Here is a 15,347-nt window from a genome sequence, read left to right as displayed (position 1 = left end):
AATCGACGTAGTCTGAGTGGAAGAGATCGCGGCCATCGCCGTGCGTAACTCGACACGAGGAGAAACCGACATGAAGACGCCCAAGCTCACCGCGCTCACACTCCTTGCGGCGGCCCTGTCCGCATTTCCCGCTCCAAGCATGCAACACCGTGAACGGGCTGGGTGAGGACGTGTCTGCCGGCGCGGATGCCGTGTCGGACTCGGCCACCGACAACAAGGGGTATTGAGAATGAGTATCGACCAACTCAAAGCACCGGACAACCCGATGAACGGCGTAACGATGCGCGATTCCGGCACCCGCAATGACGGACAAGTGGACGAGACAGGACCCGGCCTTGCCACGCGCAAGATCAACCACGATTTGCGCAACATGCTGACATGTGCGCAGCTTCTGTCGGACCGGCTGGCGCAGGTCGATGACCCCACGGTGCAGCGATTGGCACCAAAGCTGACGGCGTCGCTGGAGCGGGCCATCGCGCTCTGCACGACATCACGGAATGATGCCAAGGCGTCCAAGCCCCTTCCGCAACGGCAGCGGCTCTCGCTGGCACCGTTGGTCAACGAGGTCGCGAACGCGCTTGATCTCGGCCATGGCGATATTTGTTGGAAAAACAATGTTTTGGCCAACGTCGAGATCGACGCCGACCCGGATGATCTCTTCCGCGTCCTGCTCAACCTCTGCGGCAACGCCATTCTGGCGCTGGAGGGGCCGGGCTTTCGATACAAGGAGATCCGTGTCGATGCCCGGCGCAGTGGGTCCGGCTGCACCATCGACGTGCGCGACACCGGCCTTGGCGTGCCGGAGGCTGCGCTGAAGCATCTATTCCGGTCTTCCCAGGGGACGACCCGGCCCAACGGATCCGGTCTCGGGCTTGCGATCACGGCCGATCTTGTCCGCGCTCATGGCGGTGACATCAGTCTCGTTCACGGCCTCGCTGAAGGCGCATGCTTCCGCGTTACCATCCCAGATACACCCCCCGCGGCCGAAAGCAACGCGGCGGCGATGGTCGAAGCGCCAAGGGCGGTTGTGGCGGAGTGATGGTGTCTGCCGGGCCTGTGGCCCGGGCCCAGTTGAACTTTCCGTGCCTCCAAGACTAAAAATCAGTCACAGAAGATACACGCCATCGCTGTCTGCTTGGTGCTTAACCTTGCGCGCTCCACATCCGATAACGCTCCTGCCCGGTCACCTCGCGAACCAGACCTCGTGCTTCCATCCAGGCGAGGTTACGCTGGACGGTCGCTCGGCTGGCACCGGTTAGGGCCTCGGCCATTGGGGCAGAGACTACGGGCCACTCGCCGAATACCGCACGCAGGGCGGGCGGCGTCTTCCCTGAAAGCGGGAGCATCTCGGATTCCGCCCGCGTGGACCATGCCTCTATATCGTCGAGGTGTCGCCCTGCGCCGGTCAGGTGGCACCTCATATTCTAGCCATTTTGCTACGCTCCGGCGCTTGAACCCGGTCCGTTGCGCGACCATGCATGTTCATCTGTTCTTCGATGGCCTGCCGCAGGTTCTGCACAAGATGGAACCTGTCAGCGACTTGCAAGGCCTGCGGCGCGCCTTGGTGGGCAGCCTTTGCATAAAGGCCGCAACGGTCCCTGCTGACCACCTCGATCTCGGGATGGCAGCGTAGCCAATTCGTGCAATTCTCCACGGTGCGACCCTCCAAGATATCGATAACGGTTCGCCGTTCGAGATCAACGATGATGGTTCCGTAAGTCTGCGATTCTCGCCAGCTCCAATCATCAATGCCGATGACCCTTGGTGGCTGGACGCTGTCTTGCGCACGGTGCTTCAGTTGCCGAAGCACCGTGTCATCGCTGGCTCTGATGCGCAAACGGTGCAAGAGCCGCTCGGCAGGCCACCCACCTGTCGCATGCCCAAGGTGACTGACAATCTCCCCGACACGCGAGGTGCAACGTGCAAACGGACGCGCAATCGAAGGGATGTGGTCTGAAAACGTCCGGCGCGGGCAAGCGGAATCCAAACATCGCCAGCGGCACACGTGGAGTACCACTGTGACCCCGTCTCCATGTGCGGGAAAATCCTGCAGCCGCCGATGCCGCCATCCGTGACGTCGTCGCGAACGCAAACCACAGTCTGGGCAGATGCCTTGAGGAGCCAAAATGCCGGATACAATCCAACCGCTGGTAACACGTCGCTCAGCGCTTTGGACCGAAACATCGCTCCCGGGCGACCAGTGCTTCTTCGAATTCACAACTATCCCTCCTGAATTTTCCAGTTTCAGGATAGTTGCGCCACACAGATTGAGGCAGAACCCAATTAAGGGCTACGCGACACGCGGTCTGGTCCGCCAAATCGTCCGCAGCGAACGTGAGGACGTTTTCCGCATCCGCGAGAGCAGTCTGGCCCCCTGGCTGCCGCAGCTGGAAAAGGAATGGGCAGGCGGCTGCCGGAATGGCGCCGAACTTTGGCGTCGGCTACAGGCCGCTGGTTTCCAGGGCAGCCTTCGGGTTGTCGGGGAATGGGCCACACGCAAGCGCCGTGCCAAGCAGGCCGTGCCATCGGGGACTGAAAAGTCGCCTCCCGCGCGAAAGATATCGCTCCTCCTGACCATAGGTCGGGATCACTTGAGCAAAGCTGACGCTATCCGGGTGGCAAGGATCGAGACGGCGTTGCCCGCACTCGCCAAGGCTCGAAGACTAACTGACCGCTTCACGGATATGGTCCGGAATGCTCGTGGAGATCTGCTGGAAGGATGGCTGGGCGAAGCGCATGACAGCCCGATCGGTGCATTCGCCCGTGGGCTCCGGCGGGATCAAGGCACGGTCGCCGCAGCCCTGCGGGAACCGTGGTCGAACGGACAAGCCGAGGGACAGATCAACCACCTCAAAACTCTCAAACGCCAGATGTATGGGCGCGCGAACATCGATTTACTCAGAACACGGCTCATTGACGCGTCCTGACCGGGAGACATCCAAGCTGCACCAAAACTGAGACAGAGCCAGTTCTGAAAGCTCATTGACACGCCGATCGATAACGTCGGTGTTCTGGGGTTCAGTAGTACAATGCCGAGCGGCCCCACTCGACCCACGGCATCTTGACCCCTGACGAAGTCCATGCCAGCAAAACCGAGCCCATGAGAATGGCAGCCTGATAGGAAACCCTGATCCACCTTAGCCGGGCTGCATTCTGGTCGAAAAAGCAGGTCCATTTCTCCCGCTTCACGGCGGGCAGGATCACGCATGCCGGAAACGGGAACCGAACGCTCTCGCTCCGTGCTTCGTGGTTAGATTCGTGGTAGTGTGGACGCACTGGTACGAGAGGGCCAAAATGGTTAGAGCGCCCGCTCCGAGAAGGCAAAGAACCTGGGGTTATGCGCCGGGTTGGTTGTGTGCTCTTCTCTTCTGGTTGCTGGCGACGACTTCCGCCGGAGCCGACAGCAGAACGCCGGTCGGCGTCTGGCTGCATCAAAACAAGCGTATCCAGGTCCAGATTTTTTCCTGCGGCCGCAATTTGTGCGGAAGGATTGTTTGGTTCAGATGGCCAAATGACGCACAGGGCGTGCCATTGGTCGATTTCAAGAACAAGAAAGAGAGCCTGCGCTCACGGCCCCTCCTCGGTCTCACTGTTCTCAGGGGCCTTCACCGTAGCGGAGAGAACAAGTGGACGGGCGGTCGGATCTACAACCCGGACGACGGCAGGGAATATGCGGCACAGATGTCGATCCAAGACAACGGCACATTGCGCGTGCGGGCCTATGTTCTCCTTCCGGCATTGGGCGAAACGCTGATTTGGACCCGCGTTCGGTGACGTCGCCCGCTCTTTGCCAAGGAACAGGGTTGCCTCGATGGCAATGTAAAGGGAAGTGCGGTTGTCGCTTCGACAGAACCGTTGGCCTAGCCACTTCTGTGGTTGCCGCCCATTGTGCAAGGGCCTCGGACTTCTGATCATTCGCGCTTCCATCAGGCGGCGCAGGGTCGCGAACTCCGGCGGCAGGTCCCATTCAGACAGGGGCGCCGCCTGATCCAGGGCATTGATCTTGCGCTCGATGAGCGGAAGGTAATGCACCGGATCGAAGACCATGTCCTCTCGGTCGTAGCAGCGCGGATGACGGGCGATAATCTCGCCACCGCAGCCTATCACGACCGCATCGACATAGCCCCGGACCCAGACGTCGCGATGACCATAGGCCACTGGCACCGAGTAATCGTTGGTCTTGTAGCGCACCAAGGCCTGGGAGCTGACCCGTCCGGTTGTCTGATCGCAGGCATCGAACGGCGCGGCCGGCAGGTCGGCCATCGCGGCCAGATCCCGCGTGAGCCGTTCGCCGATCGTCTCGGACTGGCCCCGCAGGACATCCGCCTGACGCCTGTGGCACTGCTCCTCCAGGTAGGTGTTGAACGCGTCCCAGGTCGCAAACCGCGGGATCGGCACCATGAAGTTGCGGCGGGAGTAACCGACCAACCCCTCCGCGTTGCCTTTGTCATTGCCCTTGCCGGGCCGCCCGTAGCGATCACGGAACAGGTAATGCGACAAGAACCCGCTGAAGAGCGTGGCCCGCTGACGCGTTCCATCAGGAAGAATCTTCGCAACCAGACAGCGGTCGTTGTTGTAGAGGACCGACACCGGCGCCTTGCCGAAGAACGCGAAGGCGTGGACGTGGCCATCAACCCAGGCTTCCGCTGTCGCCGCAGGATAAGCACGGACAAAGCAGGCATCGCTGTGCGGCAGGTCCATGACGAAGAAATGCGCCTTCTGCTCGACGCCGCCGATGACGACCACCGCCTCGCCGAAGTCGGCCTGGGCATGACCGGGCGGATGCGCCAGCGGCACGAATATCTCGCGACCGCGCCGTTCGCTCTGCCGCATGTAATCCTTCACGATCGTGTAGCCGCCGGTGAAGCCGTGCTCATCACGCAGCCGCTCGAACACCCGCTTCGCCGTGTGCCGCTGCTTGCGATGGACCTCGCGATCACCCTCCAGCCACCCGTCGATGATCCCGGTGAAGGCATCCAGCTTCGGCCGCTTGACCGGTGCCGTCCGCCGATATCCGGGCGGGACCGAGAACGCCATCATCTTGGCAACGCTGTCGCGCGAGATGTTGAAATGCCGCGCCGCTTCTCGCTGGCTCATCCCCTCAGCACAGGCCAGCCGAACCTTCCGATACAAATCCACGATGAAAATCCTCCCGCCCTCCCTGTCGCCAGAAAGGGTAAAAGTGGACGACTTTTACGCCGCCCGCAGCAGGCTCATCCCGCCGCTACCGTGGCCGACTTTTGCACCGCCGTTCTCAGCTCGCTTGTTCCGGGTAACTTCGATCAAGACCAAGAAGACGAAGCCGACTGGTTGGCCGGAGCCTTGCTGCTGCCCCGGCCCGCCCTTCTGTCTATTCGTCGCCGGTGCCTCTCAGATCGCGACGCTTGCGAGGAACATCTCGTTAGTCCGGAGATGCTGAAGTGGCGGTTTCGGATGACGGGTGTGGATTACCAGCTTTCACGCCGCCGCGCCTAGCACGGCTGCTTGCTCTCGCATCATTTTGTCGTGCCGCCCAGTCCATACACCGGCACTCATGATCGGCAATCCATATCGGCAAATTCTTTCACTTTCTTTATGATCCGACCTATATTACATAGGAATTTCAGGCGGAAAAGATCGGCAAAAATGTTGGAAACACCCGGCAGAATCGAACCGTGTTTCTTCGAGGAGCACATCCCCGCCGAACTGGCTGACCTTTCGGTCGACATCCAGAGAGAAGCGGCGCAGCTGGGACAAGGGTTGCACCCGGACAGCGCGGCGGAACTTGCGGACCTCGTCCGCGTGATGAACTGCTACTACTCGAACTTGATCGAAGGCCACAACACACGCCCGCGAGACATTGAGCGCGCGCTCGCTGGTGCCGAACTCGAAGAGGAGACCCGCCCGCTTGCCTTGGAAGCGCGCGCGCATGTCATTGTTCAGCGAGCAATCGACGAGATGCATCGGGCTGGCACCCTGCCTCGGCCCACGTCCGTTGAATTTCTCACATGGGTGCACAAGGCTTTCTACGACGAAATGCCTGACGAATTTCGGGTGATCGAGCATCCCGATAGAACAAGGGAACCGATCATTCCAGGGCACATGCGCCAAGAGGGCGACAAGGAAGTGGCAGTTGGGCGCCACCTCCCCCCTTCTTCGTCGCGCGTCGCCGCCTTCATGGATCATTTCGACAAGCGGTTTCAGATCGCCGCGCGGTCATCGAGCGGGCGGATCATCGCGATCGCGTCGGCGCATCACCGGCTGAATTACATCCATCCGTTCCCGGACGGTAACGGGCGCGTCAGCCGCTTGATGTCGCATGCCATGGCCCTGACGGCCGGGATTGGAGGCCTAGGCCTATGGTCGGTTTCTCGCGGGCTTGCGCGCGGGTTGGCGGAGCGCGGTGAATACAAGCGCATGATGGATCTCGCGGACAGCCCCCGACGCGGAGACCGCGACGGGCGCGGCAACCTGTCCGAAGCCGCGTTGAAGACCTTTTGCGAATGGTTCCTGAAGGTCTCGCTCGATCAAATCACGTTTTCCGCAAAGCTGTTTGACCTCGCTGGGCTGGAAAAGCGCTACGGGCGCCTCGTAGAGGATACCATCGATGACAAGCGCGCGCCCGATCTGATCTCGGCCGTGCTTCGGCATGGTGCGCTTGAGCGTGGCGACGCGCAGATTGTCCTCAAGACCTCCGAACGCACCGCACGCAACACGCTTAGCAAATTGGCCTCTGCCGGGTATCTGACCTCCGCTTCTCCGAAGACCCCCGTAAGAGTGGCGTTTCCCTTGGACTACCGCGAACGGCTGTTCCCCAACCTTTTCGCCGATGGAGATTTGCCAGAATGATGCTGGTCAAAATGTTTGCCTTGACCGCTTCGCGAGAGGCCTGGTGAAAAACCAATGGACTACAAGGTACGAATCACCGTTGGAAGATACCGGCGCGCACGCGACTTCCTGTCTGACCTCGCACAATTGAAGGCCTTTCGAGGAGAATACGCCGGACCCGCGCTGCTGGAGGGCCTGGAAGAACTGGGGCTCTTACGTCCGCGCATCCGTCTCTCTTGGCCCGATCCTATCGCGCGGCGCATCTGGTTGGAGACCCACGAATGGGCGAAAACTCTCCACGATCCCGTTGAACCCGATGGTCCAAGATTGGACGCCGCAGCCGACCTTTGGACTGCTCTTCAGGATACCGGCTTCAAGAGCAGCAACGCGAAATGTCACCCTTTCGATACCCCCAAACCGGAATGGCGAGAATTCCTGCAAGAACCGGCCCAACAATCGTTCATCCCTCATCGTGATCGACGTGTTCGCGTATCGAGCGATAAGAGGCCCGATCTTTATGACGGCGACAACGTCCAGGACTTCTACTCGAGCTGGCAATTGCTGGTGGCGACCGAGCTCGCCGAAATGGGTATCCACATCCGGGTGAACATGGCGAGCGATGACGTAGCTGAGCGTGTCAGGGACGACATCCAAAACGGTCTCTGGCCCGGTGGGCGGGCTTCGGAAGCACTTTCTCCGATCCGGGCACTCCGTGACTTCAAAACGCATGAGGCGACTCTCGACGCGATCGAGTGGTCGCAGGAGGATGAGCGGGACCGGACATTTCGCTTGCTTCAAGGGTTGGGTGGCGGGCGCATTGTCCTCAATGACGAACAGATCGCGGCGAGAGACGAGATACGCCGGACCGTCGCAAGAGAAGCCTGCGAGCGGTTCAACGTGGGCTCGGATGAGCTGATAAACTGCTGCAAGTTTCTGGCGAGGCAATGGCACGAATGGCATCGGGAAGGCCGCCCCCTCATCGCCGATGCCTATAAGATCTTTCTCGCGGAAGGGATTCGATTGCTCCAAGTCCATTTCGAAATGAGTTTCGAGGTGATCAACGAAGCCATCGGATTTCAAGGCTCCGGCATGCATCGCACGCTCGAAGTCATTTGGCCCGATTGGGATGCGGAACAGATCGAACGCCTAGTTCGCACGCTGCGCGCCCCGGACCTGCCCGAAGATCAGGTGAACGAATTTGGAGGGTTTCTTCGGGAGAACTTTCAGGACGCGGTTTTCCATCGGTTACAATCGTTCGAAAAGCACGCTTTCGAATACGGCCCCGCCCGGATCGCCGGCATGCAAAGTGATCTTCAGGGAATGTCGGTTGCGGTGGAACAAGTGGTTCGTGCCCTGGGTGGACAGGGTACCCAACTTTCGAAAATGTTCCGTGAACTATGGGATGGGACCGAAGTAGGGCGGATATTGAAGAAGCAGAAAACCCTGCTTGAGCGCGGCCTGCCGCTTGAGGACCTGCTCGAGGATATAGATGCACTAAGGGCCAACGGCGTAGAACATGAAAAAGCGGCGGACCTCATTCTTGCGACACGTGTCCGCGGCTCTGTCCACCACGCCATTCAAATCGAAAATCAGCTGGAACTCGAGAAACTGCTGGTCAGGGTGCTCCGCGCCGCCGCGTTGACCCATGCATTGCTGAAGCCTGTCGATGCTGGCTAGAGCTCAGCACTCAGGCCCGCGTCCTCAAGCAATTCACGATCCGGAAGGTCGCGCAGGCTTTCCAATCCGAAGGAGATAAGAAACTGCTCAGTCGTGACAAACGTATAGGGCGCGCCACGTCGCGGTGAACGTGGCCCGGTCCCAATCAAGTCGCGCGAATGCAGCCGCCCGATCAAGTCACGGCTGATCTCCTTGCCGAAGATGTCTTTGAGCCCGTCGCGGGTGACCGGCTGGTGGTAGGCGATAGCGGCCAGCACCGCGACGTCGAACTCGCTCAGGTCCAGCAATTGATCTCCAACGTCTGCCGCCGCGCGGATCGCGGGGGCGTAGGCGGGACACGTCCGAAAAATCCATCCCCCGGCAACCTTCGCGATCTCGAACGCACGCCCTTCCAGATCGGCGGTGAGGTCCTCGACCAGCAGGTCGACAGGCGCCTCCTGCCCCACCACGCGGGCCAGGTCTTCGCGCGGCACCGGGGAGGCAGAAGCAAAGAGTACCGCCTCGATCCGGCGCATCCATTCCCGCCAGCGCAGTTCCGGCGGCAGGTCGAACAACTCGCGGTCCAGTTCGGGGTAGGAGCGATCCTTCGCCATCCCTACACCCCATAGAGACGGAAGGTGTCGCGCCCAGTCAGCTCGCGCACCGCGCCAAGCTCAACCAGCCGGTCGCAGAGACGTCGCGCGGCGCGATCCGGCAAGGGCAGCGCCGAGGGCGCCACCGCATCGCGGGTCAGGAACATCTTGACCGCGTCCCCGGCCCCCTTGGCCCGCAGCTTTGGCGCAACCGCTTTCAGATGGGCCGCCCGGCGTGCGAGGTCGGCGGAGAGACGCTCGGCGTCGACCGCCGAAGCAACAACCGCACGATGACAGGCCACGCGCAGATCGTCGCCCCGCTTGCGCAGGTCGGCGCGCTTCAGGTCCATGGCCAGGAGCGGCACGAGATGCTCCCATCCGAGCATCTGGGCAAGGGCGGCGTCAGCGAGGACGAGCGCCGGAACCTCCGCCCGTGGCGCCTCCGCGAGCACCGCCTCCAGCACCATTGCGGCGCGGGTCATCGGCGCGCCCTGCCCCGCGTCGAGCCAGCCTGCGATCTGTTCTGGTGGATGCGTAGGCAACGCACGGCCCAGTGCGTTGACCGAAACCGGCCGCTCCACCGCGCGCCGCCAGGCCATGTAGGTCTCGCCCGCCGGGCCGGGCAAATCCCCTGGGCGCAGGAGGTGCACCGCGTCGCGCAACTCGCTTGCCCTTTCGGGCCGACCGGAGAACGCGACGCAGGCCTCTGCTGCGTGCAGCGCCAGGCGATCCCGCAACAAGCCTTGGGGCACGTCCCCTCGTGCCAACACAAGATGCAGGTGAGCGAGCGACGCGCCCGATAAAAACGCCACATCTTCAAGCCTTTCAGAACGGGCGGAGGTGACCCAGGCGGGCATCCGGGGTAACCTGTCGAGGTCGTCGATGGGAGCGTGCCGGGCAAATGTCATGCTTGGAGCCTACATCTGCACGGCGCTTTCTACCAGAAAATTGCATAAAAAACGCCCCGCCTTGCCGATCTCGTTTATGTCCAATAAGTTTGCATTATCGGACATGACGCAACACGATACATGACCCGGAACTGTCGTTTTAGTTTCATGGGTGGATTCGGCCGAAATCGCCTCTCTCGTCGAGGAAATTTCCATTTAACCGGTGGACGGGCCTCTTGCTCAATCTGTGGACTCGTTCCGCTCCAGCGTCAATCGCGCGCCTTCCTTTGCCGTTCCGTAGATCTCGCCCATCCGTGAGCCACGGCAGCGGCGCCGCACGCCTGAACAGGACGAGGGCTGCCTCAGGCAAGACTGCATTGGGCACGAGGTCTGGTCCGAAGAGATCCTGCAGGATCACCAGTGTCAGGGCCCTCCAGCGCACCGATAGGTGCTGAAACGGCGCAGGCCGGCCGACGGCTGCGCGGGCCTCGTAAGGGCAGTTCCACCCCGGTTCATCGTACCAGAGCGCGAGGACAGGCCGGGCCGCCCCATCGCGATCAAGCGGCGCCCACAGAGTGCGAATTCCATGATTGAGTCGATCAAGACGGCCTGGGCCACCTCTGACGATTCCGCTGATCTGGCGTTGGAGCTCGAGAACTCCCACAGCGAAATCCGCCTTCAAAAGGTCCTCCGTCTCCCCTCCCCCGCCGGTCAGAACGGCATCGCATTTGCGACAGAAGGGGCGCAGCAAGCCATTCAGCATACGAAAGGAAAGCCTCAGGCGGCCGCGACAAGCGGGGCAGTGATCCAGGAGCATGGTCCGGTGCGCCGGGCAAACCACCTGCTCCGCCAATCGCCAATTTGCCCGCAGATAGGCATCGCGACCGGCAGCGACATCCGCATCGAAACAGGCAAGACAGACCGGCACCGCCTCGGTCCGCAACCAGTCCCGCGGCCGATCAGGATATCGGGAAGCCAGTGACCTGCGATGAAGCCGTTCCGGATCGATCCTGCAGGCCTTCGCCCAAAGCCTGAGCAGCCGCATATCCGGCGCCACATCGTCAACCTGCCGCGCGCCTGCGTCCCTACCCCCCTGCCCCGCCAGGTACACCATCAATTCAAGAGGCTCCGCCCCGTAGCGCGCGGCAACCCGCGCCATCCAGGACGAAAGCAGTTCGTCTTGATACGGCCGCGGCGCGACGGGCAGTCGGGCCGACACCATCATGCCCCGACCCGTTGTTGCACGGGCTTGCCCCGCCGCCGAGCGGTCTGGGTCATCGAGACCAGCGGCAGCACCAGATTGTCGCCAAAACTATCCGCGTCGAGGCGCTCCTTGCCCGACCGAACCGCATCTTCCGCCGCCGTTTCGATCAGGCGGAAAATGCGCGCCGTCACACCGGAGGTCAGCTTGTGAATCCGCTTTCGGGCCTCCCCACTGATCAGATCGGAGGGTTCGCGCAAGGGCAGGATACGTTCGAAACTTTTCAGGAGCCCGGCGAAGGCGGCATCGTTCTGCCAGGGCTTGAGATGGAACGCCTCGAAGCGCTCGGCCAGTTGCGCATCGGTCAGCAGCGCCTGCCGAGCCAGGTCCGTTCCGGCACAAACCAGGGGAATCCGCAGGTCATTGGCCAGAAACCGGATGGCATTGAGAAAGATGCGCTGCTGACGGAAGGTGCCGGCCAGCATGCCGTTCACCTCGTCGAGAATGATCATCTTTGCCCCCACGGTCCGCAGCAGCGACCGGCAGATATCCTTCTCGCGGGCGAGCGTACCGCCTGTCATCGCCGGCGCGCCCATGCTGGCCAGAAGTTCCCGGTAAAGATCGCGTTCAATGGGTTCGGATGGCACCTGCGCGACAACCACCGGGCGGTGGTCAACGCCGGTCACCTGGCTGAACTTTGGCGGGTGGTCGCGTTCGAACTTGCGGACGATCTTGGTCTTGCCCATGCCTGTATCGCCATAGATCAGCAGGCAGGGCATCCGGTCACGCGGCGGATAGGTCAGCAGGTTCTCCAGACGTGCCAGAGCCGCCCCGGACTGATTGAAACCGATCCAGCGGTCAGCCCGGATCCAGGCAATGCGCTCATCATCCGGCAGTGCCGCGAACCGGCGGTAGGCCGGATCGAGATGTGCAAATGCGCTGCCTTCGGTCACGACCATTCCTCGACTTCGAACCCCGGATGGTTCCTGAGCACATTCTCGTTTTCCTCTGGTCTCGGATCGGCATCCTCAGCCTCGTAGGCCCCTACCCCATCAAGCGCTCGGTCCCGTCGCTCGGAAAACCGCCTGGCCTCCCGTGTCCTGGTGCTGGCAGCATCAACCAGGGCGCGCTGTTCCTCGATCACCGCGAATATGAGGTCTTCGTCTTCGAGCGTGCGCCCGCGCTCGCGCAAAATCGCCTGCGCACGGCGATGCTCCGCAAGAGTGATCGACGGATGGCGCAGGTCCGCAAACCGCACAGGATAGCGCTGGCCCTCGGGGCTCCGGACATAGATCGTGGAGAGGTCACGAGGATCGTAGGACACCCGCAATTGCCGGTCCTGCCGCCCCGCCCAGAGGCTCAGGACATCGTCCCAATACCGCAGGCCAAAGAGATGGATTCCATCGCGGCGTACCATGCGTTCCGTGCTCGGCAGGAAGTCGATCCGGAACCCCTCCGGATCGTATGGCCGGCGCAAAGGTGCCTCGCGCCGCCCATAGGCCTCGTTCCAGGCCGCAACCGGCGGAATCCCAAGCGCGCGGTGCCGTTCTGCATGATAACGGGTAATTTCCAGCGCCAACCAGTGCTCCAGCTCATCGAGCGTCATCACCGATTTGGCCACGGAATCGTAGTCGCCGCGGTCCTTGATGCTGCTGAAGGTCGATCCCGGCAGCAGATGGACCGCCCCCATCATCGTTCCGATCAAACGCTCAATGTGACCGCCGTAATGCGGCGCCCCAATCGGCCGGTACAGCAGGGAAATCCCGTGCTCTTCCGCACCGCGCTTCATCGCTTTCGAGCGGAATTCCTTGGCATTGTCGACGTGAATGGTCTCCGGCAATCCCTCGGCTGGCCAGTCCGCGTCGATACCCAGGCTCTCCAGCCAGTCGAACTTGGGCTGCACCAGGTGCTGGATGGTCAGTGCCACCGACAAGGCCGACGGCGGCTCCAGCGTTAGGTAAAAGCCTGCCACCGTGCGGCTGGCGACGTCGATGGCGAGCGTCAACCAGGGCCGTTGCAAAGGCTTCCGATGAACCCGGTCGACAACGATGACATCCACCAGCGTGTGGTCGATCTGAACCACCTCATAGGCCCGTTCGATCTGATAGCTGCCCGGCACCGGGCGATGTCGCTGTCGAGAGACCATTGCCCCCTCACGCGCAGCTGTAAGCTCCGCCGGATCTATCGCCGCCACACGGTCCCGCAACGTGGTCCAGCACGGGGGACGCAGACCCCTTTGACTGCATCGTCTGCGCACCTCCTTTTGCAGGGCATTTATGCTCGGCTTCTGGAGGGATTTGTAGAAATCCTCGATCGCCCCCGAAATCACCGTTTCAATCTCGGCGGGCAGCCGACGGCTGCCCGTCGGTGTCCCGACCTGAGCCGCCAGCAAGGAACTGGCGACCGGGCTCGCCTTGTAGGCTGAGATCAACTCGTAAAGGCGGGAGCGCTTGAGGCCAAGGTCTCGGCAGGCCTTGAGGAATTCGGCACGGTTCGGTGACGCCTTGCTTGCAAGACGGCGGATCACAGCTTCCCGCGCGACCGCCTGTTCCCATGCTGCATCGTCGACAGTGTTGATGTCTGATCGATCCACCATGGCCAAACCCGGAAAATAGGTGTCTTATGTCCGATAATGAAACTATAATCCGGGAATGAAACAAGAACATGAATACAATGATATCAATACGTTAGTGTCCACCAATGGAACAAGAACGACATGAGCAGAACACCTGAAAATACGCCCTCAGGCGATGAGAAATCGAGTGCAGTGAACGATGCTGCAACCGGAGATCACAAGATCGACGAGAGAGAGGCTGCGGACGGCAATACGATCGCCCTGCCCGTCCATGTGGCCGGCTCCGGCAATCTCGACCGCCTTGTCGATACCGCCCGCGACTACGCCAAGGCCTCGACGGCGGAGAACACCAACAAGGCCTATGCGGCCGATTGGAAGCACTTCGCGCGCTGGTGCCGGTTGAAAGGCACGGAGCCCCTGCCCCCGTCGCCGGAGATGATCGGACTCTATCTCACCGACCTGGCTGCGCCAAGGAATGGGGTCCCTGCCCTGTCAGTTTCGACGATAGACAGAAAGCTCTCCGGCCTTGCGTGGAACTACGCGCAACGTGGCTTCACCCTGGACCGCAAGAACCGGCACATCGCCGCGGTGCTGGCCGGGATCAAGCGCAAGCACGCACGCCCGCCAGTGCAGAAAGCGGCGATCCTGCCCGAGGACATCCTCGCCATGGTCGCCACCCTGCCCTTCGATCTGCGCGGATTGCGGGATCGCGCGATCCTGCTTTTGGGTTACGCTGGTGGGCTCCGGCGCTCCGAGATTGTCAGTCTCGATCACGGGAAGGACGACACGCCGGACTCCGGCGGTTGGGTCGAGATCCTCGACGATGGTGCGATCCTCACGCTCAACGCTAAAACCGGTTGGCGTGAGGTCGAGATCGGCCGCGGATCGTCCGAACAGACCTGCCCGGTGCATGCGCTCGAACAATGGATGCATTTCGCCAAGATCGATTTCGGGCCAGTCTTCGTGCGCACGTCACGCGACGGTAAACGCGCGCTCAACGCCCGACTCAACGACAAGCATGTGGCTCGGCTGATCAAGGCGACGGTTCTCAAGAGCGGCATCCGTTCGGAATTATCTGAGAAAGAACGCTTGGCACTGTTTTCCGGACATTCCCTGCGCGCTGGTCTCGCCAGCTCCGCCGAGGTCGACGAGCGCTACGTCCAGAAGCAACTTGGGCACGCCTCGGCCGAGATGACCCGCCGCTATCAGCGTCGCCGCGACCGGTTCCGGGTAAACCTGACCAAGGCTGCTGGACTATGATATGTCATTCCTTGACGCCGCCAGCGCGGCAACATGGTGCGGAAGATCGCTTCGGGAATGCAGGATGTCGACGATGATCACTTCGTCCGGCCGATCCAGAAACACAAAGAAATGCTCCCCTGCGCTCGTGAACCGCAAATCCGCGGCATCATCGACCAAAACAGCACAGCTCCGGCTATGCGCCTGACCGTTCAGGATCGCCTGACAGCGGTCGAGCAGTTCCGTTTCATAAAGTTCGGCCTGCTTGAGCCCGAACTTCGCTATCGTCCACTTGGCAATCTCGACCAGGCTGGCCTCTGCGCGGCGCGTCAGCCGAAAGGAGCGGCTCATGAAGACGCGCGTGCTTGTCGAAAGGCCCGCCGGATCGC

The 15,347-nt window shown here is 61.6% G+C and carries 11 protein-coding genes and 4 pseudogenes; 6 read left to right on the top strand and 9 right to left on the bottom strand.

What is annotated here, in order from left to right:
• Positions 1–229: 229 nt before the first annotated feature.
• Positions 230–1,039 carry a sensor histidine kinase gene (locus tag CRJ03_RS08160; protein ID WP_104018402.1) on the top strand — a complete coding sequence of 270 codons (810 nt, stop codon included), beginning with the start codon at positions 230–232 and terminating at the stop codon, positions 1,037–1,039.
• 103 nt (positions 1,040–1,142) lie between these two features.
• Here CRJ03_RS08160 and CRJ03_RS08155 read toward each other — a convergent pair.
• Positions 1,143–1,400, bottom strand: a pseudogene (locus CRJ03_RS08155) (hypothetical protein); the annotation flags it as partial.
• Positions 1,393–2,218 (bottom strand): annotated as a pseudogene (locus CRJ03_RS08150) (ISL3 family transposase); the annotation flags it as partial. The pseudogenes CRJ03_RS08150 and CRJ03_RS08155, both read right to left, overlap by 8 nt.
• A 79-nt stretch (positions 2,219–2,297) precedes the next feature.
• On the opposite strand from CRJ03_RS08150, the pseudogene CRJ03_RS08145 reads away from it, so the two are divergent.
• Both CRJ03_RS08145 and CRJ03_RS20565 read left to right on the top strand, forming a co-directional pair.
• Positions 2,298–2,927, top strand: a pseudogene (locus CRJ03_RS08145) (ISL3 family transposase); the annotation flags it as partial.
• Positions 2,928–3,294: 367 nt separating this feature from the next.
• Positions 3,295–3,774, top strand: coding sequence for a DUF2147 domain-containing protein (locus CRJ03_RS20565; protein ID WP_104018399.1), 480 nt, complete (start codon positions 3,295–3,297; stop codon positions 3,772–3,774).
• 137 nt (positions 3,775–3,911) lie between these two features.
• On the opposite strand, the pseudogene istA reads toward CRJ03_RS20565, so the two are convergent.
• Positions 3,912–5,139: pseudogene (istA, locus tag CRJ03_RS08130) on the bottom strand (IS21 family transposase); the annotation flags it as partial.
• Between the two features lie 486 nt (positions 5,140–5,625).
• Here istA and CRJ03_RS08125 point away from each other — a divergent pair.
• Together CRJ03_RS08125 and CRJ03_RS08120 are read left to right on the top strand one after the other, a co-directional pair.
• Positions 5,626–6,828: a Fic family protein gene (locus CRJ03_RS08125; RefSeq protein WP_104018398.1), complete on the top strand. Its 1,203-nt coding sequence runs from the start codon at positions 5,626–5,628 to the stop codon at positions 6,826–6,828.
• Between the two features lie 54 nt (positions 6,829–6,882).
• Positions 6,883–8,484 (top strand): hypothetical protein, encoded by a 1,602-nt coding sequence (locus CRJ03_RS08120; RefSeq protein WP_104018397.1) that lies wholly within the window; start codon positions 6,883–6,885, stop codon positions 8,482–8,484.
• On the opposite strand, the gene scpB is transcribed toward CRJ03_RS08120, so the two are convergent.
• The 5 genes from scpB to CRJ03_RS08095 form a co-directional block, all read right to left on the bottom strand.
• Positions 8,481–9,077, bottom strand: coding sequence for an SMC-Scp complex subunit ScpB (scpB, locus tag CRJ03_RS08115; RefSeq protein WP_104018396.1), 597 nt, complete (start codon positions 9,075–9,077; stop codon positions 8,481–8,483). The genes CRJ03_RS08120 and scpB overlap by 4 nt on opposite strands.
• Before the next feature lie 2 nt (positions 9,078–9,079).
• Positions 9,080–9,964 (bottom strand): DUF1403 family protein, encoded by an 885-nt coding sequence (locus CRJ03_RS08110; RefSeq protein ID WP_104018395.1) that lies wholly within the window; start codon positions 9,962–9,964, stop codon positions 9,080–9,082.
• 145 nt (positions 9,965–10,109) lie between these two features.
• Complete coding sequence (locus CRJ03_RS08105) at positions 10,110–11,102, bottom strand: TniQ family protein (RefSeq protein WP_240611587.1); 993 nt, start codon at positions 11,100–11,102, stop codon at positions 10,110–10,112.
• Positions 11,103–11,164: 62 nt separating this feature from the next.
• Complete coding sequence (locus CRJ03_RS08100; RefSeq protein ID WP_104018125.1) at positions 11,165–12,103, bottom strand: TniB family NTP-binding protein; 939 nt, start codon at positions 12,101–12,103, stop codon at positions 11,165–11,167.
• Positions 12,094–13,740 carry a TnsB C-terminal domain-containing protein gene (locus CRJ03_RS08095; RefSeq protein WP_104018126.1) on the bottom strand — a complete coding sequence of 549 codons (1,647 nt, stop codon included), beginning with the start codon at positions 13,738–13,740 and terminating at the stop codon, positions 12,094–12,096. The genes CRJ03_RS08100 and CRJ03_RS08095 overlap by 10 nt, the downstream gene beginning before the upstream one ends.
• A 120-nt stretch (positions 13,741–13,860) precedes the next feature.
• Between CRJ03_RS08095 and CRJ03_RS08090 the strand changes: the two genes are divergently transcribed.
• Complete coding sequence (locus tag CRJ03_RS08090; protein WP_104018127.1) at positions 13,861–14,979, top strand: tyrosine-type recombinase/integrase; 1,119 nt, start codon at positions 13,861–13,863, stop codon at positions 14,977–14,979.
• On the opposite strand, the gene CRJ03_RS08085 is transcribed toward CRJ03_RS08090, so the two are convergent.
• Positions 14,974–15,347, bottom strand: a 374-nt coding sequence (locus CRJ03_RS08085; protein ID WP_338066343.1) for a type II toxin-antitoxin system RelE/ParE family toxin, incomplete at its 5' end; no start/stop codon positions are given. The genes CRJ03_RS08090 and CRJ03_RS08085 overlap by 6 nt on opposite strands.

The sequence above is a fragment of the Roseovarius nitratireducens genome (genome assembly GCF_002925845.1).
GTDB classification, from domain to species: Bacteria; Pseudomonadota; Alphaproteobacteria; order Rhodobacterales; family Rhodobacteraceae; genus Roseovarius; species Roseovarius nitratireducens.
The sequence above is the reverse complement of the archived record's forward strand: the minus strand, read 5'-3'. Positions and strand labels throughout refer to the sequence as shown.

Bases quoted from the DNA above. Each gene is read 5' to 3' on its own strand.
- CRJ03_RS08160 (WP_104018402.1), top strand. From the start codon at position 230: ATGAGTATCGACCAACTCAAAGCACCGGACAACCCGATGAACGGCGTA.
- CRJ03_RS20565 (WP_104018399.1), top strand. From the start codon at position 3,295: ATGGTTAGAGCGCCCGCTCCGAGAAGGCAAAGAACCTGGGGTTATGCG.
- CRJ03_RS08125 (WP_104018398.1), top strand. From the start codon at position 5,626: ATGTTGGAAACACCCGGCAGAATCGAACCGTGTTTCTTCGAGGAGCAC.
- CRJ03_RS08120 (WP_104018397.1), top strand. From the start codon at position 6,883: ATGGACTACAAGGTACGAATCACCGTTGGAAGATACCGGCGCGCACGC.
- scpB (WP_104018396.1), bottom strand. From the start codon at position 9,077: ATGGCGAAGGATCGCTCCTACCCCGAACTGGACCGCGAGTTGTTCGAC.
- CRJ03_RS08110 (WP_104018395.1), bottom strand. From the start codon at position 9,964: ATGACATTTGCCCGGCACGCTCCCATCGACGACCTCGACAGGTTACCC.
- CRJ03_RS08105 (WP_240611587.1), bottom strand. From the start codon at position 11,102: ATGGCGCGGGTTGCCGCGCGCTACGGGGCGGAGCCTCTTGAATTGATG.
- CRJ03_RS08100 (WP_104018125.1), bottom strand. From the start codon at position 12,103: ATGGTCGTGACCGAAGGCAGCGCATTTGCACATCTCGATCCGGCCTAC.
- CRJ03_RS08095 (WP_104018126.1), bottom strand. From the start codon at position 13,740: ATGGTGGATCGATCAGACATCAACACTGTCGACGATGCAGCATGGGAA.
- CRJ03_RS08090 (WP_104018127.1), top strand. From the start codon at position 13,861: ATGAGCAGAACACCTGAAAATACGCCCTCAGGCGATGAGAAATCGAGT.